At 29.5% G+C, this 22,430-nt stretch carries 20 protein-coding genes and 1 pseudogene; 3 read left to right on the top strand and 18 right to left on the bottom strand.

Annotated elements, in window-relative coordinates:
• Positions 1-24 precede the first annotated feature (24 nt).
• The 7 genes and pseudogenes from TY07_RS17580 to TY07_RS05405 all read right to left on the bottom strand — a co-directional run bounded on the left by TY07_RS17580 (position 25) and on the right by TY07_RS05405 (position 5,696).
• A pseudogene (locus TY07_RS17580) lies at positions 25-458 on the bottom strand (GatB/YqeY domain-containing protein).
• An 82-nt stretch (positions 459-540) separates the two neighbouring features.
• Positions 541-717, bottom strand: coding sequence for a 30S ribosomal protein S21 (gene rpsU / locus TY07_RS05380; protein WP_003441547.1), 177 nt, complete (start codon positions 715-717; stop codon positions 541-543).
• 123 nt (positions 718-840) lie between these two features.
• Positions 841-1,185 carry a histidine triad nucleotide-binding protein gene (locus TY07_RS05385; protein ID WP_042396394.1) on the bottom strand — a complete coding sequence of 115 codons (345 nt, stop codon included), beginning with the start codon at positions 1,183-1,185 and terminating at the stop codon, positions 841-843.
• A gap of 159 nt (positions 1,186-1,344) precedes the next feature.
• Positions 1,345-2,649, bottom strand: a complete 1,305-nt coding sequence (mtaB, locus tag TY07_RS05390) for a tRNA (N(6)-L-threonylcarbamoyladenosine(37)-C(2))-methylthiotransferase MtaB (RefSeq protein WP_042396395.1) — start codon at positions 2,647-2,649, stop codon at positions 1,345-1,347.
• Entirely contained in the window at positions 2,649-3,410 is a 762-nt protein-coding gene (locus TY07_RS05395) for an RsmE family RNA methyltransferase (protein ID WP_042396396.1), read from the bottom strand. The genes mtaB and TY07_RS05395 overlap by 1 nt, the downstream gene beginning before the upstream one ends.
• Before the next feature lie 21 nt (positions 3,411-3,431).
• On the bottom strand, positions 3,432-4,373 hold the full coding sequence (gene prmA, locus TY07_RS05400) for a 50S ribosomal protein L11 methyltransferase (RefSeq protein WP_042396398.1): 942 nt from the start codon (positions 4,371-4,373) through the stop codon (positions 3,432-3,434).
• Positions 4,374-4,517: 144 nt separating this feature from the next.
• Positions 4,518-5,696 (bottom strand): O-antigen ligase family protein, encoded by a 1,179-nt coding sequence (locus TY07_RS05405; protein ID WP_042396401.1) that lies wholly within the window; start codon positions 5,694-5,696, stop codon positions 4,518-4,520.
• A gap of 344 nt (positions 5,697-6,040) precedes the next feature.
• Here TY07_RS05405 and TY07_RS05410 point away from each other — a divergent pair, with 344 nt between their 5' ends.
• Positions 6,041-7,318 (top strand): 4Fe-4S dicluster domain-containing protein, encoded by a 1,278-nt coding sequence (locus tag TY07_RS05410; protein WP_042396403.1) that lies wholly within the window; start codon positions 6,041-6,043, stop codon positions 7,316-7,318.
• Positions 7,319-7,435: 117 nt separating this feature from the next.
• On the opposite strand, the gene trmB is transcribed toward TY07_RS05410, so the two are convergent.
• Complete coding sequence (gene trmB / locus TY07_RS05415) at positions 7,436-8,092, bottom strand: tRNA (guanosine(46)-N7)-methyltransferase TrmB (protein WP_042396405.1); 657 nt, start codon at positions 8,090-8,092, stop codon at positions 7,436-7,438.
• Positions 8,093-8,420: 328 nt separating this feature from the next.
• Positions 8,421-9,971: a nitrite/sulfite reductase gene (locus tag TY07_RS05420; protein ID WP_042396407.1), complete on the bottom strand. Its 1,551-nt coding sequence runs from the start codon at positions 9,969-9,971 to the stop codon at positions 8,421-8,423.
• A 236-nt stretch (positions 9,972-10,207) separates the two neighbouring features.
• Here TY07_RS05420 and TY07_RS05425 point away from each other — a divergent pair, with 236 nt between their 5' ends.
• Entirely contained in the window at positions 10,208-10,882 is a 675-nt protein-coding gene (locus tag TY07_RS05425; RefSeq protein WP_042396409.1) for a hypothetical protein, read from the top strand.
• Between the two features lie 29 nt (positions 10,883-10,911).
• Here the strand turns inward: TY07_RS05425 and dnaJ are convergent, their stop codons facing one another.
• The 9 genes from dnaJ to gpr form a co-directional block, all read right to left on the bottom strand.
• Positions 10,912-12,048, bottom strand: coding sequence for a molecular chaperone DnaJ (gene dnaJ / locus TY07_RS05430; protein ID WP_042396410.1), 1,137 nt, complete (start codon positions 12,046-12,048; stop codon positions 10,912-10,914).
• A gap of 129 nt (positions 12,049-12,177) precedes the next feature.
• Positions 12,178-14,040 carry a molecular chaperone DnaK gene (gene dnaK / locus TY07_RS05435; protein WP_042396412.1) on the bottom strand — a complete coding sequence of 621 codons (1,863 nt, stop codon included), beginning with the start codon at positions 14,038-14,040 and terminating at the stop codon, positions 12,178-12,180.
• Positions 14,041-14,093: 53 nt separating this feature from the next.
• Positions 14,094-14,690 carry a nucleotide exchange factor GrpE gene (gene grpE, locus TY07_RS05440; protein WP_042396414.1) on the bottom strand — a complete coding sequence of 199 codons (597 nt, stop codon included), beginning with the start codon at positions 14,688-14,690 and terminating at the stop codon, positions 14,094-14,096.
• Between the two features lie 23 nt (positions 14,691-14,713).
• Positions 14,714-15,742 (bottom strand): heat-inducible transcriptional repressor HrcA, encoded by a 1,029-nt coding sequence (gene hrcA, locus TY07_RS05445; protein WP_042396416.1) that lies wholly within the window; start codon positions 15,740-15,742, stop codon positions 14,714-14,716.
• A gap of 191 nt (positions 15,743-15,933) precedes the next feature.
• The gene (gene hemW / locus TY07_RS05450; protein ID WP_042396418.1) at positions 15,934-17,064 is read right to left on the bottom strand and encodes a radical SAM family heme chaperone HemW; all 1,131 of its coding nucleotides are present in this window, start codon (positions 17,062-17,064) and stop codon (positions 15,934-15,936) included.
• A gap of 193 nt (positions 17,065-17,257) precedes the next feature.
• The gene (gene lepA / locus TY07_RS05455; RefSeq protein ID WP_042396423.1) at positions 17,258-19,063 is read right to left on the bottom strand and encodes a translation elongation factor 4; all 1,806 of its coding nucleotides are present in this window, start codon (positions 19,061-19,063) and stop codon (positions 17,258-17,260) included.
• 133 nt (positions 19,064-19,196) lie between these two features.
• Complete coding sequence (locus TY07_RS05460) at positions 19,197-19,646, bottom strand: hypothetical protein (RefSeq protein WP_042396425.1); 450 nt, start codon at positions 19,644-19,646, stop codon at positions 19,197-19,199.
• 65 nt (positions 19,647-19,711) lie between these two features.
• Entirely contained in the window at positions 19,712-20,809 is a 1,098-nt protein-coding gene (locus TY07_RS05465; RefSeq protein WP_042396427.1) for a stage II sporulation protein P, read from the bottom strand.
• 168 nt (positions 20,810-20,977) lie between these two features.
• Positions 20,978-21,952 (bottom strand): GPR endopeptidase, encoded by a 975-nt coding sequence (gene gpr / locus TY07_RS05470; RefSeq protein WP_042396429.1) that lies wholly within the window; start codon positions 21,950-21,952, stop codon positions 20,978-20,980.
• Positions 21,953-22,127: 175 nt separating this feature from the next.
• On the opposite strand from gpr, the gene rpsT reads away from it, so the two are divergent.
• The gene (gene rpsT, locus TY07_RS05475; RefSeq protein WP_042396431.1) at positions 22,128-22,391 is read left to right on the top strand and encodes a 30S ribosomal protein S20; all 264 of its coding nucleotides are present in this window, start codon (positions 22,128-22,130) and stop codon (positions 22,389-22,391) included.
• Positions 22,392-22,430: the final 39 nt, after the last annotated feature.

Raw genomic sequence — 22,430 nt, forward strand, 5'->3', positions numbered from 1 at the left:
CTTATGATTTAATTTTAAAGAAAATCACAAAAATAAAAAAAAAGAACTCAATTTACATTGAGTTCTTTTTTTATATTTACTATTTAAATACTCTTTAACAATTTGACTTACAAGATTCTCATCTGCTCTATCTACAACCTTTGGTCTAACTGCTGACATAAGTTTACCCATGTCTTACATGCTATATGCACCCAATTCTGTAGCTGTTCTTTTACAATTCGTAAAATATCTTCTTCACTTAATTGCTGAGGAAGGTAACCTAGCAAGATTCCAAATTAAGATTTATCCTCTTTTATAGAATCCTGTCTATTTCCCTTTTCAAATTCAAGCATTAAATTACATTGCTTGACTTCTTTTGCTAATATCTCTATAACCTTATCGTCCTCAAGCGTAACACCGCAGGTCTTTTTACTAGCAATATGCAGAATATATACCTCTAAAATTAATTCTAAAATCACTTTAAAATTTAATATTTTTCGGTTTTCTTGCAGCCTTCTCTTATTGTTGGCATACTTAAATACCGTTTTTAAAAATTAAAAACTACTTGAATTTTCTCTTTCTTGCAGCTTCTGATTTTTTCTTTCTCTTAACACTTGGTTTTTCATAATGTTCTCTCTTTCTAACTTCTGAAAGAACCCCAGCTCTTGCGCATTTTCTCTTAAATCTTCTTAATGCACTTTCTAGTGTTTCGTTTTCTCCAACTTTGATTTCTGACATCTATTATCCCTCCCTCCGCTAGCTCAAATTAGTATCTTTAACTCAGCTACGGGCTTAATAACACATATTGTATTATACAATAATTATTACGAAAATGTCAATATTATTTATACTATTTTTCTATTAACCCGGTGGCCATTTCAATTCACGTGCACCTAAAACATGAAAATGTAAGTGATTTACTGTTTGACCGCCATCTGCTCCACAATTATTGACAATTCTGTAGCCTGAATCAGCAATATTTAGTTCCCTTACTATTTTATTGATAACCATGAATATGTGTGAAACTATATTGGAATTTTTTTCATCCAATTCATTAGCACTACTTATATGCTCTTTAGGTATAACTAAAAAATGAACAGGAGCAGCTGGACTTATATCATAAAAAGCTAAGACCTTATCATCTTCATATATTTTTTTTGATGGTATTTCACCTGCTACTATTTTACAAAATAAACAATCTCCCATAAACTCACCTCCTTTAACTGAAACTCCAAATTTTCAATTTGTCTAATTGAAGTTACTCCTTCGATTTCAAGAGAAGGAGTTTCCCTTTTAACCAGTTAATAGCTAATAGTTAATAGTTAAAATGAACTATTAACTATACACTCCTAACTCTTAACTATCCTAAACCATGCTTGCTATAGCATAATCTTTTACAGCTTCTTCTATCTTAACATCTACTATTTTACCAGTAATATTAGCTGACATGCAATGTACTATAACTTTAATATAGTTCCTTGTATATCCTTCGTAGAAATCTGGCTTATCTTTAACTTCTTTTTCTATTAATACGTCCATTACTCTTCCAATGAACTTTTCTGTAAATGCATGTTCATTAATGTCATTTAATTCTATTAATGCCTTACTTCTCATTTCTTTAACAGTTCCATCTAATTGGTTTGGCATATCAGCTGCCTTTGTTCCCTTTCTTGGGCTATATTTAAATACATGAGTTTTAGTTAAATGAATTCTCTTTAAATATTCATATGTTTCATTAAATTCCTCTTCTGTTTCTCCTGGGAATCCAACAATTACATCTGTTGAAATAGATACATCAGGTAATGTTTTTCTTAACATATTAACTGATGCTTCATATTCTTCAGCAGTATATCTTCTATTCATTCTCTTTAGTGTTGCATCACATCCACTTTGAAGAGATAAATGGAAGTGTGGACATAATTTTTTAAATCCTTTAATCTTTTCAACTACTTCATCAGTAAAGAATGCAGGTTCAATAGATCCTATTCTTATTCTTTCTATTCCATCAATCTTTTCTATTTCTTCTATTATGTTAATTAAATTTATATTACCCTCTAAGTCTAATCCATAAGAAGCTGTATGTATTCCTGAAAGTATTATTTCCTTAAATCCATGAGCTGCAAGTTCTCTAACCTCTGATAACACCTTATCAGGATCCTTTGAGCAAACAGAACCTCTTGCATAAGGTATTGTGCAGTATGTGCAAAATCTATTACATCCATCTTGAATTTTTAAAAATGCTCTTGTTTTATCTTGATAATCTTCGATTTTTAAATCTTCGAACTTTTTATTTTGAAGTACTGGTTGTACGTGAACCTGTGGTTGCCCTTCATCTTTAGCTTTATTAACGTAATATACTACATCGCCCTTATTTCTCGTACCTAAAACTACATCTACTCCAGGTATTTCAGAAACTTCTTTTGGTGCCATTTGAGAGTAACATCCAACTGCTGCAATTATTGCATCTGGATTTGTTCTTCTAGCTCTACTTATTATCTGTCTAGATTTTTTATCTCCCATATTAGTAACTGTACAAGTATTTATTACATACACATCTGAAAATTCATTAAAATCTACAACTTCATATCCTTCTCTAATGAATTTTTCAGCCATAGCTTCTGACTCATACACATTAACTCTACAACCTAATGTAGCAAATGCAACTTTCATTAATCATTTCCTCCTAAATCACTTAGCTCATATTGTATTAACGCTGTTGCAACAAACCCAGCCGTTTCAGTCCTTAATATTCTTTTTCCAAGGGTTACTATATGAGCACCTTTTTCTTTTAGCTTTTCTATTTCTTCTTCTTCAATTCCGCCTTCTGGCCCTACAAATATTCCAACACTTTTTATATCGCTAGCCTTTTCTTCACTTCTGATTTTGTTTATTAAAGTCTTAACACCAAAATTTTCTGCATTTTCGTAAGGAACTATAAATAAATCTAAGTCATTTATTTTTCCTAATACATCTTCAAATTCCAAAGGCTCAATTACTCTTGGAACAATACTTCTTTTACTTTGCTTTGCAGCCTCAAGTGCAATTCTATTTAATCTATCTAATTTTTTAAACTCACCTTTTAATTTAACATCTACTCTATGAGTAATTGTTGGTATAAACTCTGTTATCCCTAATTCTGTACCTTTTTGAACTATCAAATCCATCTTTTGAGACTTTGGAAGCCCTTGAAATAAATAAATTTTAATATCACTTTCATTATTTAAGTCAAGCTTTTCTATTATTTCAAGTAACACCTCTTGTTTACTTACATTTGTAACTTTCGCTAAATATTCTGCTCCCTCACAGTTATTTAATACTACTTTTTCACCTTCTGAAATTCTAAGCACTTTATATATATGCTTTACATCATCACCTATGATTTTAGCTACATCTCCATTAATTAATTCTTTTGGAGTAAAAAATTTATGCATTATTTTATTCTCTCCTAAAAACTATTTTAACTTGGCAACTATACAGTTCCATTCACCATCTCTATTTTTTTCCATAACTTCAAATCCAGTTGCTTCAAGCTTCTCACAAACCATATCAACTCTATCATGTATTATACCTGATGTAATAAATACACCACCATCTTTAAGTACTCTTTTAACATCATCAGTTAATATACAAATTATTTCAGCTAAAATATTTGCAACAACTATATCTGCTTTTCCATCTATAACTTCAACTAAATTTCCATGAAGTATTTCTATATTTTTTAACTTATTATATCCTACATTCTCAATAGAAGACTCTACTGCTACAGGATCCAAATCTACTCCTACAGCTAATTTAGCTCCTAATTTTGCAGCTGCAATCGCTAATATTCCAGAACCACATCCAACATCAAATACAGTACTATCTTCTTTAACATACTTTTCTAATGATTGAATACACATTCTAGTAGTTTCATGTGTACCTGTACCAAAAGCCATTCCTGGATCTAAATCAACTACTAATTCACCATCTTTAGCTTCATATTCTTCCCAAATAGGTTTAACTACTATTTTTTCTCCAACCTTTGTAGGCTTATAATATTGTTTCCATGTATTTGCCCAATCTTCTTCATGCATTTTTTCATGCTCAACCTTAGCTTCACCTAAGTCAAGACCCATTTCTTTAAGCTCTGTTAATCTTTCATTAACATACTCTAAAACATCTTCAATATTATCTTCTTCTGCAAAATAAGCTTTTACAACTGCAACCTTTCCTTTATGTTCTAAAACATTTATATCTGCAAAATCCCAAGTTAATGGTCCTTGTTCTCTTCCTAAAATATCCTCTGGATCTTCTATTGCAACCCCTTTGCAATCTAAGCTATAAAATATTCCTGATATTGGTTCTAATGCCTCACTCTTAGTTATTACTCTAACCTCTATCCATGTTCCATCCATCTATGAATCATCCTTTCAAATCTTTTCTCTTTGACTAATACTATATTTTACACATATGTTTACATAAAGTCTATAGAATTTTATATAGAAAAAGGATAACTATGAATTATTTATTTATTTATAGTTATCCACTATTTATCCTTTTCAAGCAACAATATCTTTATTACTTTTCTTACTTTTTATGAACCTAGCTTTTCTTATCATTTTATCATTAGCCATATTATACGTAATTGCTCCTGTACATACAAATATTATCCCTAACTGTGGTGCATATAATGTACAATCAACAATTCCTTGAATAATTACCATAGCATTTATAGATGCAATTAACGGTAACAACTTATTATGCTGCTTATATAATTTTATCATATCTCTATATAAATTTAGTTTCACATATAAATAAATTCCTAATCCTACTACACCTACACCAACTAAAAAAGCAAGCCATAAATTATGTGGATGAATTAAAAATGAAATAATTTTATTTTGTAAAGTAGGATCATCTTTAAAAATAAAATTTGATCCATGTTCAAATGTTCCAAGCAAACCCCACCCTAAAATTGGTTTTACTAAAAACATCTGAATTGCACCTTTCCATATTCCAACCCTTGAATTAAATGATGTTACAATTTCTCCTATAGGCGTTGTTTTTGCAACTTTATTCTGAACTGTCATAAATAAAATTGCCAATATACTTACTGTTATAGAAATAGCAATTAATCCTTTAAAATCTTTTTTTTCCTTCATCAAGTAATATATAAATATTCCACCTACTAATGCTATAAAAGCACCTGATGATTCCGTTAACATCAATGCTATCACTATTAAAACAATTATAATATTATAAGTTACCCCTTCACTTTTATCCTTTTTTGTACCTTTAAGATAAAATATTATTAAAATTATATTACCAAACCATGCACCTGTCATATTAGGATTTCCAAAGGAACTAAAAATCCTATGTTCTGGCATTCCAACTAATGTAAATGCTATTTTTTCTATAATGCCTCCTATAGCAGCAATAGTGCTCAAATATACCGTTGTTTTTAATACTGTATTAATTCTACTTACTTTAACAAAATAATTCTGAGCAAATATACATAATGCAAAATACAATAAGAAACCAAATGATGCTATAAAAGATAAAATACTTTTATTTACTATTCCACTAACCATAGAATATATAAACAAACAGAACAACCCTATATTCCAATAATTCATTTCTACTTTTATCTTTCCTTTAATCAATAAATTCACAGCAAATACAGCTGGTATAATAGCTGTAAAAGGTGAAAAAACTATCATAATAATATAATATATCATAATTTACCACCAACTCTTATTATTTACAAAAAAAAAAACATATAACTGCATAAGTATACACATAATAAATATTTAATTCAAAACCCCTAGATATCTTTTCAATAAATTTTTCTAATAAATATTAATATATAATTAGTATCTCCATTTAATTATTTTATTTATAAAAAAATACTTTCGTTTACATATACTTAACTGATAATAAAGTTGTTATAAATTAAATACATTTAATTTTTTATTACTTATATATATTTTTCAATTTAATCTTTTTATATACCTAATAGTTACAGTTTTATTTATATTATGGTAAAATTTTATAATAATTATTAAGTTAGGAGGTTATTAATTTGTCACATATAGTTGCTAAAGAAGCCTTTAAATCTTTAGAAGATAGATTAAACAAATTCCCTCAAGGTGTTCCACCCTCTGAAACACTTTATAAAATCTTAAGTGTTTTATATACTGAAGAAGAAGCTGCACTAGTAGCTAAACTTCCAATTAGACCTTTCAATATTTCCATGGCAAGTAAAATTTGGAATGTATCCCTTTCAGAGGCTGAATTTATGCTTGAATCTTTGGCTAGTAAGGCTTTAATTTTAGATACGGAATATAATGGTGAAAGAAAATTTGTAATTCCACCTCCAATGGCAGGTTTTTTCGAATTTGCACTTATGAGAGTCCGTGGTGATATTGATCAAAAATTACTGTCTAAACTCTTTTATCAATATCTCAATGTAGAAGAAGATTTTATTAAAGATTTATTTCTAGGAACAGAAACTAGATTTGGTCGAGTTCTTATATCAGAAGATATTTTACCAGAAACCATAGCTTCAACACCAACTCCTGAAAACTCACTATATATTTTAGATTACGAACGTGCCACCTATTTAATAAAAAATGCAAAACATATTTCTTTAAGCATGTGTTATTGTAGGCATAAAATGCATCACTTAGGTAAAGATTGTAGTAAGCCTATGGACACTTGTTTAACATTTGATTCAACAGCTTATTCATTAATAAAAAATGGTTATGGAAGGAAAATTGATTCATCAGAATGTATAGATATTTTAAATATGTGTTATGAAAATAATTTAGTTCAATGTGGAGAAAATGTTAGAAATGAAATTTGCTTTTTGTGTAATTGTTGTTGCTGTTGTTGCGAAGGTTTAAAGGCTGTAAAAAAATATGGTGCTTTACACCCAATAGCAACTACTAACTTCCTTCCATACGTTAACAATGATGCTTGTATTGGTTGTGGCAAATGTACTAAAATATGTCCAATTGAAGTAATATCATTAAAAAACAAAAAAGCAAGTATTGATGAAAGTATCTGTTTAGGTTGCGGTGTATGTGTTCGAAATTGTCCTACTAAAGCAATAAAACTAAAGACTAGATCACAAAGAATATTAACTCCCGCAAACACTACTCACCGAGTTATTATTCAAGCTATTGAAAAAGGAAATCTTCAAAATTTAATTTTTGATAATCAAGCTTTTGCCAGTCATAGATTTATGGCCTCTGTTTTATCAACTATTTTAAATGCTAATCCAATAAAGCAAGCCCTTGCAAGTAAACAATTTAAGTCTATCTACTTAGATAAATTGATTAGTAAGAAATATAAATAAAAAAACACCTTCACCTCTTTTAATAATTAAAACTTTCTGATTAAACTATTTAATTTTCTTTAACAAAAATACTCAAAGATTTTAGTATTTCACAGCACTAAAACCTTTGAGTATTTTTTATTTGTATTCTGCTATTAAAAACTTAGTTTTTATACCTTGAGCTGTAAACATTTCTTCATGTTCAGTAGTAACATTTCCTTCAAATCCACTAGAATGTAAATCATATGTAATATATTTAATTTCTAAATTTGATTCTTTAAAGTATTCAAGTGATTCTTCAAATAATTCATCATCATCTGTTTTAAACCAAATTTCTGCTCCATGTTTTAAAAACTTCTTATACTTTTCTAGCTGTCTTGTATGTGTTAATCTTCTTTTCTTATGTCTATCCTTTGGCCATGGATTACAGAAGTTTATGTATATTCTTTCTATTATATCTTTTTCATCTAACATTTCATCTATTAATAATATTTCCTGAGACATTAAGGCCACATTATTAATTTCATGTCCTACCTTTTCATAAGCTGCTTCAATATTTCTTTTAGCTAAAACTAAAACTTCATCCTTTATATCAACTGTTATATAATTAATATCTGGATTTTGTGAACCATGAACTGCCATAAATGTTCCTTTTCCACAACCTAACTCCATATAAATTGGGTTATCATTTTTAAAAAACTCTTTCCATCTTCCTTTATATTCACTTGGCTTTTGTATAAAAAAATTACATCCTTCTAATTCTGGTCTTGCCCAAGGCTTTCTTCTCATTCTCATAATTATGTTCACTCCAAATCATTCATTAAGTTCATAGATTAATTATACAGATAATTTCTTTTATTTCAACTAAATTACTTATCACAACTTTATGACATTATATTATTTAAAATAAAAATCCACAATATATCTATTATTAATAGATATATTGTAGATTTTAAACATAATATCTTATCTAATGGCCAAACATTATTAATTAATTTATATATATTTATGTTAAAGTTAAGAATATACTAGCCTCTAGACAATGAATTATAACCTTGATATAAAGCTAAGCACTCATCTCAATATTATAATTCAATTTATAAATTTATACTTAAAATATTGATTAGCAATTATATTTTTCTACTAAAGCTTTAAATTCATCTTCATTGCTATTTATATAATCACCAAATGCTATATTAGCTTCATTTAATTTATTACCTAGCTCACAAATGAACATTGGTATATCTTTTCTAGCTATATCACCATAAGCTTTACCAAGTCTTGTTTCTCCTTCTACACAGTTTCCATTTACATAAATTTCATAAGCTTCTTGTACAACATCATTGATTCTTTTCTTTTTACCAGTGAATCCTATTTCACTAATTTGGTGAACCCCACAAGAGTTTCCACATCCTGAAAAATGTAGTTTAGGTAATAAATCCGTATTAGAAATTTTTTCTTTAACATAAGATAGTACTTCACTTAAAGCAGCTTGGCTTTCAGCTATACCTATTTGACATGTAGGTACCCCTATACATGAAACACTATATTCAAAATCATTTGAACCTCCAATATGTTTAGTTAACTCTAATAACTCTTCTGCTTCTTTTCCATTTAAATTTCTAAAATACACACCTTCAGTCATTGATAGTCTTATTTCTGGATTATCAAATTTACTTAAAGTTTCATATATCGCCTTTAAGTCATTTACTTTAATTTGTCCGCCTACTGGATGTACATATACACTGTATAAACCACATTGCTTTTGTTCTACTAATCTACTATTTGAGATATTAGTTTTTATTCCAGCTTTATTATATTCTGTAGCCTTACAATCAACCTTATAATTACACTCTGATTTTACTTCATCTACATATTTTTTATATTCAGAAATAAAACCTTCTTCCCCTAATTTGTCAACAATATATCTTATACGAGCTTTAGCTTTATTTTCATAATTTCCTTCAGCTTTAAATAATCTAACCATTGCTTCTACATAATTTAAAACTTCAGATGGTTCAATTAATTCAGGATATAATAATGCAACCTTAGGATTTCTTCCAAGACCGCCTCCTAAATACACTCTAAAATAATCTTTTCCATCTTTCCTAACAGCTAAGAAACCTAAATCTTGTATTGTACAATGTGCTGTATCACTTGAACCATTTGAAAAAGATACTTTAAGCTTTCTAGGTAATTTGTAAGTAGTTATTCTTTCCATAAAATATTCACCAGTTGCTAAAGCATATGGAGTAGGATCAAATGCTTCATCCTTATCTACTCCAGACAATGGAGATAACGCAACATTTCTTGGGAAATTCCCACCTGCACCTCTTGTATATATATCATTTTCTAATGCATCATTCATTAAATTACATACATCATCAATTGAAATACCATGATATTGAATAGCTTGACGCGTAGTAAAATGTAATCCTCCTAATTTATATTTATCTGCCCAATCACATATTAATTTAAATTGAGGCATAGTAATTATCCCTGATGGTATTCTAAGTCTAATCATAAATTCTTTTCCACCACGATGAGCATATACACCCATACCGCCTGATTGACCTTTAAAATCCATTACAGATATTTCTCCATTTACAAACTTATGACCGACTTTTCTAAACTCTTCAATTTCCGGTAAAAGCACTTTTTTTATATCTTTCATCTTATCACCTCATAATTATTACTACTCTTTTTTAATATTCCTTATTTGATGAATTAATATTAACAATTTAATTATATTATTAATTACAATACATTTCTATTATTTAACTATTTTATTATTTAATGATTAGCATTATCTTTCTTAATGTTTACCAATTTTTAAGATTTATATCAATTGCTTTTTTTGTATTTTTTTCTTAAAATAAATATAATATGGTATATAAAAGGAGAATAACAATGAATGATAAAAAAATCAAACCTAGATTAGATTCAGAAATATCTACAAAAGAAAAATACAATACATTAAAAGGAAAGAAAAAACTAGAATTTATATTTGATTATTACAAACTTCCTATCTTCGGTACTATAGCCGCAATAATAATCGTATGTTACATAGGATATTCAATGTATACAAAACAAGATACTTATTGCAATTTAACTTATCTTAGTTCTAATATGGATACATCTCAATTAACAGAATTAAAAGATACATTAAATGAAAAGCTTTTAGATGATAATAAAAAAACCTCTATTTTTATTGATTCAATGACTATAGACCCAAATTCTAATTATGGCGATGACCCTACCACTACACAAGCATTTGCTGTTAAACTAGCTGCAAATGAAATTGATTTACTTTTCTTAAATGAAAACTATTTCAATTACTTTACTTCTAACAATATGCTAGCAGATTTAACTACTTTAGATGGATTTAACTCACTAAGCTTTAGTAAAGATGATTTAGTTAGATCTAAAGATTCTGATGGCAATGAGCATATTTATGGATTAAAAGTAGACAAGCTTAATCTTTTAGATAATATCAGCTTTCCAGAGAATACTATATTAACAGTTGCTATTAGCTCTGAAAGAACGGAAGAAGCTATTAAAATATTAAATGAATTTGTAAAATAAAAAAGATGTTGCACATTGCAACATCTTTTTTATTTCTTATTAAATAGATCCTTTAGGCCTTTTTTATGCACTATTTCTCCATCTATACTTTCTCCACAAGCTTCCATGAATGCTTCTAAAGCTTCTTTTTGCTTTGAATTTAAGTTCTTAGGAATATCAACAACTACTTTAACATATTGATCTCCTCTTACTGATGAATGAACCTTAGGAACTCCTTTTCCTTTTAATCTAAACATTGTTCCTGATTGAGTACCTGCTGGAATAGTATATTTAACTTCTCCATCAACCGTAGGAACAGTAATTTCTGCACCTAATGTAGCTCTACCCATTGATATATGAGTTTCAATATATATGTCATTTCCTCTTCTATCAAATTGTTTCGATTTAGCCACATTTATTCTAATATATAAATCTCCTGGAGGCCCATCATTAGAACCATGTTCCCCTTGTCCTCTAAGTGGCATAACATTACCAGTATCTACACCTGCAGGAACATTAATCTTTATTTTTCTAGTCTTTCTAACTTTTCCTCTTCCGCTACAGCTTGAACATGGTGTTTCAACAATTGTTCCTTTACCACCACATCTATCACATGTAGAAGTTGTTACAAAGCTTCCAAGAGGACTTTGTCTTTGCATCCTTACTTGACCGCTTCCATTACAAGTTGGACATGTCTTTGGCGAAGTTCCAGGTTGAGCACCTGTTCCTCTACAAGATTCACAATTTTCATTTCTGTTAATTGTAATTTCTTTTTCAACTCCAAAGATAGCTTCTTCAAATGTTAGATTTAAAGTATATTCTATATCAGAACCTTTCATAGGTCCATTTCTTCTTCTTGAAGAGCCACCGCCTCCACCAAAGAAACTTTCAAATATATCTCCAAAACCTCCCATATCAGAGAAGTCAAATCCACCAAAACCACCTGAACCAAATCCACTTCCATCAAAGTCTGCAGTACCATATTGATCATATCTTGCTTTCTTTTCTGGATCAGAAAGCACTTGATATGCTTCATTTATATCTTTAAATTTTTCTTCTGCTTCCTTATTCCCTTGATTCTTATCAGGATGATATTTAATAGCTAGCTTTCTAAAGGCTTTTTTTATCTCATCATCACTTGCACCTTTTTCAAGTCCAAGCACAGCATAATAGTCTTTATTTGCCATCTATAACGTCACCACCTTATTTATATTTACATTAGTCTATATTATCACTTAAAACTTTTTTCGTAAACACTTTAACTTTTAAAAAGGGAAGACGACTATTGTCTTCCCTATCTAATTATTTATTATTTATTATTTTTCATCTTTAACTTCGAAATCAGCATCTACAACATTGTCATCATGAGCTGGACCTTGGTTAGCATTTGCTCCACCCATGTTGTTTGGATCAAATCCTGCACCTTGAGCTCCTGCTGCACCTTGTGCATCTGCATACATCTTAGATGATATAGCATAGAACTCTTGAGTTAATTCTTCAGTAGCTTTCTTAATAGCTTCTAAATCTTCTCCATCTTTAACAGCTTTTAATGCATCTAATTTAGCTGTAATTTTAGCCTTATCATCAGCAGAAATCTTGTCACCAAGTTCTTCTAATTGCTTTTCAGTTTGATAAACTAATTGGTCTGCATTGTTCTTAGTTTCGATTGATTCTTTTCTCTTCTTATCTTCTTCAGCAAATCTTTCTGCTTCTTTTACTGCCTTTTCTACTTCTTCATCTGAAAGGTTAGTTGATGCAGTAATTGTAATATTTGCTTCCTTACCAGTTCCCTTATCCATAGCAGATACTTTAACAATACCATTAGCATCTATATCAAATGTAACTTCGATTTGAGGAATTCCTCTTGGAGCTGGAGCTATTCCTGATAAAGTAAATCTTCCTAAAGTCTTGTTGTCAGTTGCCATTTGTCTTTCACCTTGAACAACGTGAATTTCAACTGATGTTTGACCATCTGCAGCTGTTGAGAATATTTGACTCTTCTTAGCTGGTATAGTTGTATTTCTTTCAATTAATGGAGTTGCAACTCCTCCTAAAGTTTCAATACCTAATGTTAATGGAGTAACATCTAATAATAATACATCTTTAACTTCACCAGTTAATACACCTGCTTGAATTGCAGCACCCATAGCTACACATTCATCTGGGTTAACTCCCTTTGAAGGTTCTTTTCCTGTAAAGTTCTTAACAGCTTCTTGAACAGCTGGTATTCTTGTTGATCCACCAACTAAGATTACTTTATCAATTTGACCAATTGTTAAACCTGCATCTGATAATGCTTTCTTCATTGGTTCAATTGATCTTTGAACTAAATCATGAGTTAATTCATTGAATTTAGCTCTAGTTAAGTTCATATCAATATGCTTTGGACCTGTAGCATCAGCAGTAATGAATGGTAAGTTGATATTTGTTTGCATTGATGAAGATAATTCAATCTTAGCCTTTTCTGCAGCTTCTTTTAATCTTTGAACTGCACTCTTATCATTTCTTAAGTCAATTCCATATTGTGATTTAAAATCATTTGCTATATAATCAATAATCTTTTGGTCAAAGTCATCTCCACCTAGGTGAGTATCTCCATTTGTAGATAATACTTCGAATACCCCATCACCTAATTCAAGGATAGATACGTCGAATGTACCTCCACCTAAGTCATAAACAAATATCTTTTCGCTGTGATCAGTCTTATCTAATCCGTAAGCTAATGAAGCAGCTGTTGGTTCGTTTATTATTCTTAATACTTCTAATCCTGCTATTCTACCAGCATCTTTAGTCGCTTGTCTTTCAGCATCATTAAAGTAAGCTGGAACTGTGATAACAGCTTGAGATACAGTTTCACCTAAGTATGCTTCTGCATCAGCTTTAATCTTTTGAAGTATCATTGCTGATATTTCTTGTGGTGAGTAAGTTTTATCATCAATTTTAGTTTTATGATCTGTTCCCATTTCTCTCTTTATTGAAATTATTGTGTGTTCTGGGTTTGTAATTGCTTGTCTTTTAGCAATTTGTCCTACTAATCTTTCACCATTAGCTTGGAATGAAACTACTGATGGAGTAGTTCTAGCACCTTCTGAGTTAGTGATAACTACTGGTTCTCCACCTTCCATAACAGCTACACATGAATTTGTTGTACCTAAATCAATACCTATTATTTTTCCCATAATATATTTCCTCCTTGAATTTTACATATCTATATTGTAAATTTACTTAATTACTATTTTGCTACAGTAACCATTGAATATCTGATTACTTTATCGCCTCTCTTATATCCTTTTTGATATACTTGAGCTACATCATTACTTGATAAATTTGCATCTTCAACAACTGAAATTGCTTGATGTAAATTTGGATCAAAACCATTAGTTGTATCAATTTCTTCAACACCTAATTTTTCTAAAGAGTTTAAGAATCCTTTTATTGTCATCTCAACGCCTTTTTTAAGATCTTCTACATTTCCATCTACTGCTAAAGCTCTTTCTAAATTATCAGCTACAGGAAGCATTTCCTTTAATACATCTGTACAAGCATCTGTATATATTCCTTCCTTTTCCTTAGCCGTTCTTTTTCTATAATTGTCATACTCAGCAGTTAATCTAAGTAATCTTTCTTTTAAAGCTTCTACTTCATTAGAAAGTTTTTTATTTTCATCTTTCATTTTTCTTATTAAAGATAAATCATCATTTTCACTATATTCTTCTACGATTTCCTCAGCTTCTGCAGCTTCAGCTTTATCTACATTATCTGTATCTTCTATAACTGGTTCATTTTCAACGATTATATCTTCATCTTTTATATCTTTATTTTCTTCCATCTTTACACCTCTTCTCATTTTAATCAATACTCTTGGTCTTTAAGACTTTTGTTTAACTCTTTTATAACTTGAGCCATTATAGTAACTACCTTTGAATAATTTATTCTTTGTGGACCAATCAGCCCAATACTTCCAATAGGTCTTCCTCCTAAAGAATATTCTGCTGTAATTACTGAACACTCCTTAGCTTCCGGAATATAATTTTCATCACCAATTTTTATTGATATATCTCCACTATTCTCTAATAGTTCTATAACACAATCCTTATTACTTATTAATTGAAGTACTTCCTTTGCCTTTTCAATATCATTATACTCTGGATAATTGAAAAGGTTGGTTGTTCCCTCAACTACCAAATCTGACTTTGAATTATTATTTAAACTATCATATAAAGCTGGAAGCATTGCATTAAATAAATCATCGAATCCTACTAGTTCATTCTTAAGTTCATTAATGACTTCTAAATTTATAGCTTCTATTGTCAAATTCTTAAGCTTTGAATTTAATACCTCATTTATTCTAATAAGTTCTTCATTACTTGGTACATTATTTACTTTAATTCTATGATTTTTAATAACACCACTATCAGTTACTATTACAGCAATTAAATTAGAATCATCTATTCTTATTAATTGTAGTGATCTTATATAACTTCTCTTCATAGAAGGTGTTTGAACTATACAAGTTAAATTTGTTAACTCTGATAATAAAACACAAGCTTCTTTTAATATTGTATCAACTTCATGCATAGCTGAATTAATTAAATATTCTTTAATTCTAAGCTCTTCATCTTTACTAAGCTTTGGTGTTTCCATTAACTTATCAACATATAACCTATATCCCTTACTAGAAGGTATTCTTCCTGCTGATGTATGAGGTTGCTCTAAATAACCCATTTCTTCTAAATCCGCCATTTCATTTCTGATGGTTGCAGATCCTACACCTAAATCATACTTCTTAGCTATTGTTCTTGATCCAACAGGTTCTCCTGTTACTATATAGTCATTAATAATGGCTTGAAGTATTTTAATTTTTCTTTCATCAATAGCCATTTCATCACCCCTATTGTTAGCACTCATTTAACTCGAGTGCTAATGACTACATTATCAATATATTCTTATTTGTTTTTTTTGTCAATTTCATATTTCTTCAAATTTTCAACTATTTTTTTATATAATTTAGTTTTTTCTTGAATATCTCTTTCCATCTCTATAATACTCCTCTTTTCTTAGTGTTTTATTTTTTACTTATCTAATATAAAGTCAGACATTACATAATTAGATACTTCTATTCCTTTTGTAGTTAAAAACATATTATTATTATTTAAAATTAATAAACCATCTTTTATATTCTTCTCAATGGCTTTGCTATATATACTCCCAATATTTGCACCAAATTTTTTCTTAAACTTTACTAAATCTATACCTTTTAACATTCTTAATCCCATGAAAATAAATTCCTCAATTTCATCTTCTATAGAATTAATATGTTCTTCTACAACAACATTCTCATTTTGCTTTATTTTTTTTATATACTTACTAATACTACTTTCATTTACTTTTCTTATTCCATTTATATATGAACTACTTGCACATCCAACTCCAATATAATCTTCTAAAGACCAATAAACCTTATTATGTTCACATTCCATTCCATTTAATGCATAATTAGAAATTTCATATTGATGGTATCCATTTTCTTTTAATATATTCTTAGTTAATTTATCCATAATTCTTTCTTCATCTTCTGCTGGAAGATTCAACTTATTATTTTCATACATTTTATAAAAAGCTGTTCCCTCTTCTATTATTAAACTATACGCTGAAATATGTTCTGGCTTTAACTTACATATTTGATTTAATGTATCTTTCCATAATTCTATCGTTAAATTTGGCAATCCATACATTAAATCCACATTAATATTATTAAATCCAATTTCTCTAGCAAGATTATAGTTTTCTAAAAATTCACTAAATGTATGAATACGACCAATTTGTTTAAGTAATTTATCATTACATGATTGTAATCCAAAACTTATTCTATTTACTCCGTTTTCTTTCATTACCAACAATTTTTCTTTTGATAATGTTCCTGGATTGCATTCCATTGAATACTCAATATTATCCTTAAATTTTAATTTATTTATAGCTTTTAATAATTTCTTTAATTCTTCAGTTTCTAAATGAGATGGTGTTCCTCCGCCAATAAAAATAGTTTTAATTACATAATCCGAGCATTTTTCATCTATTTCCTTAATTAATGCATTTACATACTCCTCTCTATATTGTTCTTTTCCTGCAAATGTAGGGAAATCACAATAAAAACACCTTTGCTTACAAAATGGTATATGTACATATAAACTAATTTCTTTCATTATTTCATCCTCCAAGTTATTTAATTTCAAGTGACAAGTAGCAAGTTATATTTAAAACTCATTATAAAGTTTCTAAAATATATTTATTATTTTATACTAATCTTATTTTTTCAAAAATTCTTACTTCCTGATTATTAACTCATACTTATTATTTAACAAAAAAGACATTGCAACTGCAATGTCTTTTCCTTTATTAATCTACTTTAAGAACAGCCATGAATGCTTCTTGTGGTACTTCTACAGATCCCACTTGTCTCATTCTCTTCTTACCTTCTTTTTGCTTTTCAAGAAGCTTCTTCTTTCTTGAAATATCTCCACCATAACATTTAGCAAGTACGTCTTTTCTCATAGCTTTAACTGTTTCTCTAGCTATTACTTTAGATCCTACTGCTGCTTGAATTGGAACCTCAAACATTTGTCTTGGAATAATTTCCTTAAGTTTTTCTGCAATTCCTCTTCCTTTATGATAAGCTCTTTCTTTTGGAACTATCATTGATAAAGCATCAACTATATCTCCATTTAATAATATATCAAGCTTAACAAGCTCTGTTTTTGTATATCCTTTGAATTCGTAGTCAAATGAAGCATAACCTCTTGTTCTTGATTTTAATGTATCAAAGAAATCATATACTATTTCATTTAATGGCATATCATAGTTAATACAAACTCTTGTAGTTTCTAGATATTCCATATCTATGAACGTTCCTCTTCTCTCTTGACATAAATCCATTATTGCTCCAACGTAATCAGTTGGTGAAATAATAGATGCTTTAACAACTGGCTCTTCCATATAATCAATTTCTGTTGGTTCTGGTAAGTTTGTTGGATTAGTTAAGTCTAAAACTTCTCCATCTGTTTTAGTTACCTTATAAACAACGGAAGGAGCTGTTGTTATAATATCTAAATTAAACTCTCTTTCAATTCTTTCTTGAATTATTTCCATATGAAGTAATCCTAAGAATCCACATCTAAAACCAAATCCTAAAGCTATAGATGTTTCTGGTTCAAAATCTAAAGCTGCATCATTAATTTGTAATTTTTCTAATGCTTCTTTTAACTCATCATATTTAGCACCATCAACTGGATAAATACCTGAATAAACCATAGGTATAGCCTTTTTATATCCTGGCAATGGCTCTGCTGTAGGTCTATCTGCCTCAGTTATAGTATCACCAACTCTAGCATCAGCAACATTTTTAATAGATGCTGTTATATATCCAACATCTCCAGCTCTAAGTTCACTAATTGGTAAGAACTTTGGAGTAAATACTCCTACTTCAGTTACATCATAAATCTTATTAGTTGCCATAAGCTTTATTTTTGTTCCTGGTTTTACAACACCATCTTTAATTCTTACATAACAAACTACACCTTTATAGCTATCATAATAAGAGTCAAATATTAATGCTTTTAATGGAGCTTCTTCATCTCCTGAAGGTGCTGGTACCTTTTCTACTATTGTTTCTAAAACTTGCTCAACATTTAATCCAGTTTTTGCTGATATCATAGGTGCATCTTCTGCTTCTATCCCTATAACATCTTCAATTTCTTGCTTAACTTCATCAGGTCTAGCTGATGCTAAGTCAACCTTATTTATTACTGGTGCAATTTCTAAATCATTATCTAATGCTAAATAGCAGTTTGCTAATGTTTGTGCTTGAATTCCTTGTGTTGCATCTACTACTAACACTGCACCTTCACAAGCAGCTAAACTTCTTGAAACCTCATATGTAAAGTCTACGTGTCCTGGTGTATCAATTAAGTTTAATATATATTCTTCGCCATCAGCACGTCTATAAATAAGTCTTGCTGCTTGAGACTTAATTGTAATACCCCTTTCCTTTTCGATTTCCATATTATCAAGAACTTGTTCTTCCATTTCTCTTTGAGTAAGAGTCCCTGTAATTTCTAATAATCTATCCGCTAGGGTTGACTTACCGTGGTCTATATGTGCTACTATTGAAAAGTTTCTAATCTTTGATTGTCTATTACTTTGCATATATCTTAACTGCTATAAAATTAGCAGCTTCTTCACCCCCATATTGTTAAATCAAGCTAAATTATAACATAGAGTATAGAGTAAGTGTCAAGGATAATAGCATTGAAATGATATTATCCTTCATTACTACACACTAATTACTATTATTTTTTATAAATTCATCTACACTTTTATCAAATTCGCTCTTATTATTATCTTCATTTTTTATATTTTCATTTTTAGTTTTTGTAATTTTAATTATTTTATCCTTTAAACTTGAACAAGTATTACTAATATAACTTCCTAAAGTCTTTATTGAATTAATAAGAAAATTATTATTAGTTAAATTAATTGACTTATCATACACCTTAACTGTAGCAAGGCCATCATTTTTTTCACCAACATAAATTTTCACAGGACTCTTATCCATTATAAACTCTTGAAAGTCTTCACCAAATTCCGTACTAACAACTTTAAAGTTATCATCAGTAGTTCCTAATGGTGATAATGATTCAGTATTTACAATATTTATTTTAACAAATCCTATTATCAATAAAATAACCGCTACTAATGGTACAAAATATTTTTTTATCAATTTAAACATAAAAAGCACCCCCTAGTACTTAGCTATAAGGATGCTCAATTTTATTTTTTTTATTCAACTATTTACTATTTATTTAAATACTCTGCAATAACTCTAGCTAGATATTTTGCACTCAATTTAGCTTCTTGTGCAGTATTAAGATCAGTTCCAAATTCTGTTAATATACATGCCGGACTCAATTTTTGATTAAATGTGTTAGAGCCATGATTATATTCATATAATCCCGTACCATCTTTTCCATCTCCCATTAATCCTGGGAAAAGTTCTTCAGAAATAGAAATCATTCCATTTACTGCTTCCATCATTTGTGAATAATTAGGTGAATTTTTTGATGTAACAAATAATAATCTTGCTAAACTTTGATCATTTATTACTGTTGTTGTTGCTTCTTTACTAGGTCCACTATTTCTATGCAAATCTATAATTAACTTTAAATTAGGAAATTGATTTATATAACTTTGAACTGTAGGTTCTGATCTATAATATGACTGATCATATGGACTAGTATCATGTATAGTCTTATCATGAATAACTGAAATACCATATCCCTCCTGCAACTCTTGTGCTAATACATCACCTACTCCTACAACACTAAAATCTTCTTGTTCTGTATCTGATCCTGCTTCAGCATATCCCTCATGCGTATGGGTATGATAAATTAATATTTCTACATTTGATGCATCTAATGTCTTTTTTAGAGAAGGATTATATGCCTCACTTGTTTTTTCTAATTCAGCTTTCTCCTCTTCAGTAACTCTAGCTATACTTTCTTCTTTCATCACATATGGTTCAAAGAAACTAAAAGTAGATTTAGCCTTGGCCCCCGAATCACCAGTATGGTTAGATATTTCTTTAAAAAATGAAACTTCACTTCCAACTATTCCATATGTAGATATATTATTAAGACCTAACGCTTCTACTATAACTCTTTTTAAACTTACTTTATTTTCCCTATATGCTGTACTATCATATATTTGTGTTTCAACAACTGGCATTGAATAATTAAGTAACTGCACATATGCTAGTCCACCACGCTCACTATAACTATTTACAACCTTTACTGCTCTTATTGCAAATATAATCATAAGAACTAACAATATTATATATCCTATACTAATATGCTTTTTCTTTTTAGCCTTTTTATTACCATTAACCCACTGCATTGTAAATCCCTCCTCACCCTATATATATGGTGGGATTTACATAATTATTAATAATTTTATAAACAAATTGGTTTTATTAGTTAAGAGTTAATAGTTATAAGTTAGTAGTTTAGATACAAACTACCAACTTATAACTTCTAACTAAAAAAGTATTTTTCACTTTTTTCATTAGTTCATGAATTTATTTATCTCTTCCATATCCATATTGGGTTGAATTGCGATATTTATTCCATTAGCTATTATTTTAGCTAATGACTCTATTACTGTATCAACCTCCTTTGGAGTAACCATTAAATCCCCAAATGATGGATTTAATATTTCTCTTATAAGCATATTTTTCTCATTTCTATCTACACTTTTTAGCATATTATAAAACTCTTTTCCTTTTTGTGATTTATTTATTAAGTCATCTAATAATAAATCCATAGTATCATTTGCTATTGTTGCAGCATCAACTACTGTAGGCACACCTACAGCTAAAACTTTCACTCCTAAACTTTGCTCATTAATTTGCATTCTATGATTTCCTACACCAGCTCCTGGTGATATTCCTGTATCTCCTATTTGTATTGTTCTATTCACTCTTTCAAGTTTTCTTGAACCTAATGCATCTACACATATAACTAAATCTGGCTTTATTCTTTCTACTAATGATTTAATTATTTCTCCGGTTTCAATTCCTGTTATTCCAAGCACACCTGGAGCAATAGCGCATACTGGTCTTACTGAATCATCAATAGCATCTGGCATTACTTGTTTTAAATGTCGTGTTACCATTATTTTTTCTGCAACTTTTGGTCCTAATGCATCCGGAGTAACATTCCAGTTTCCTAGTCCAACCACTAATGCTAACTTATCTTCAGAAATATCTACAAGCTTTTTCATTACCCTTCCTACAATTAATGATAATTCATCCATTGATTCGCCATCATATGGTGTGAATTCTGGGAAATCTATTGTAATATAATGTCCTTTTGGCTTACCAAGTTCCTTTCCTGCTTCATCACTTTCTATGGTTACTGTAGTAATTTTAACCTCCCCTTCCATTTCTTCATCTACTTTTACTCCATCAAGCTCTCTTTTATTTTCTTCTGTATATGCCTGTTTTGCTTCAATTGCAAGGTCTGTTCTTACATTTATCATAACGTTCCTCCTAAAATTTCTTAGTCATCAAATTTATTTTCCCAAATAAGTTTTAATTTCATACTTGAACTTAAAAACTTTAGGTGTTATAATATGATTTGTTGAAAATGAACTCGTACGCAGATTTCCCCAAAAAACTGCAGAGGCCCTATAAAATATCAAGGGGGTGAATTGAATGGCAAACATTAAATCAGCAAAGAAAAGAATTAAAGTTACTGAAAAGAAAACTTTACAAAACAGAATGATTAAATCAGCATTAAAAACTGCTATAAAGAAGTTTGAAGCTGCTGTTGCTGCTAATAACGTTGAAGAAGCTAAAGCTTTATTCGTTAAAGCTGCTAAGTCTTTAGACATGGCTGCTCAAAAAGGTACTGTTCATAAGAACATGGCTGCTAGAAAGAAATCAAGATTAGCTGCAAAGTTAAACGCTATGGCGTAATAAAATAAGAAGCCGGTGAGTTATCACCGGCTATTATTT

It is taken from the genome of Clostridium saudiense, from assembly GCF_000577815.1.
GTDB classification, from domain to species: Bacteria; Bacillota; Clostridia; order Clostridiales; family Clostridiaceae; genus Clostridium; species Clostridium saudiense.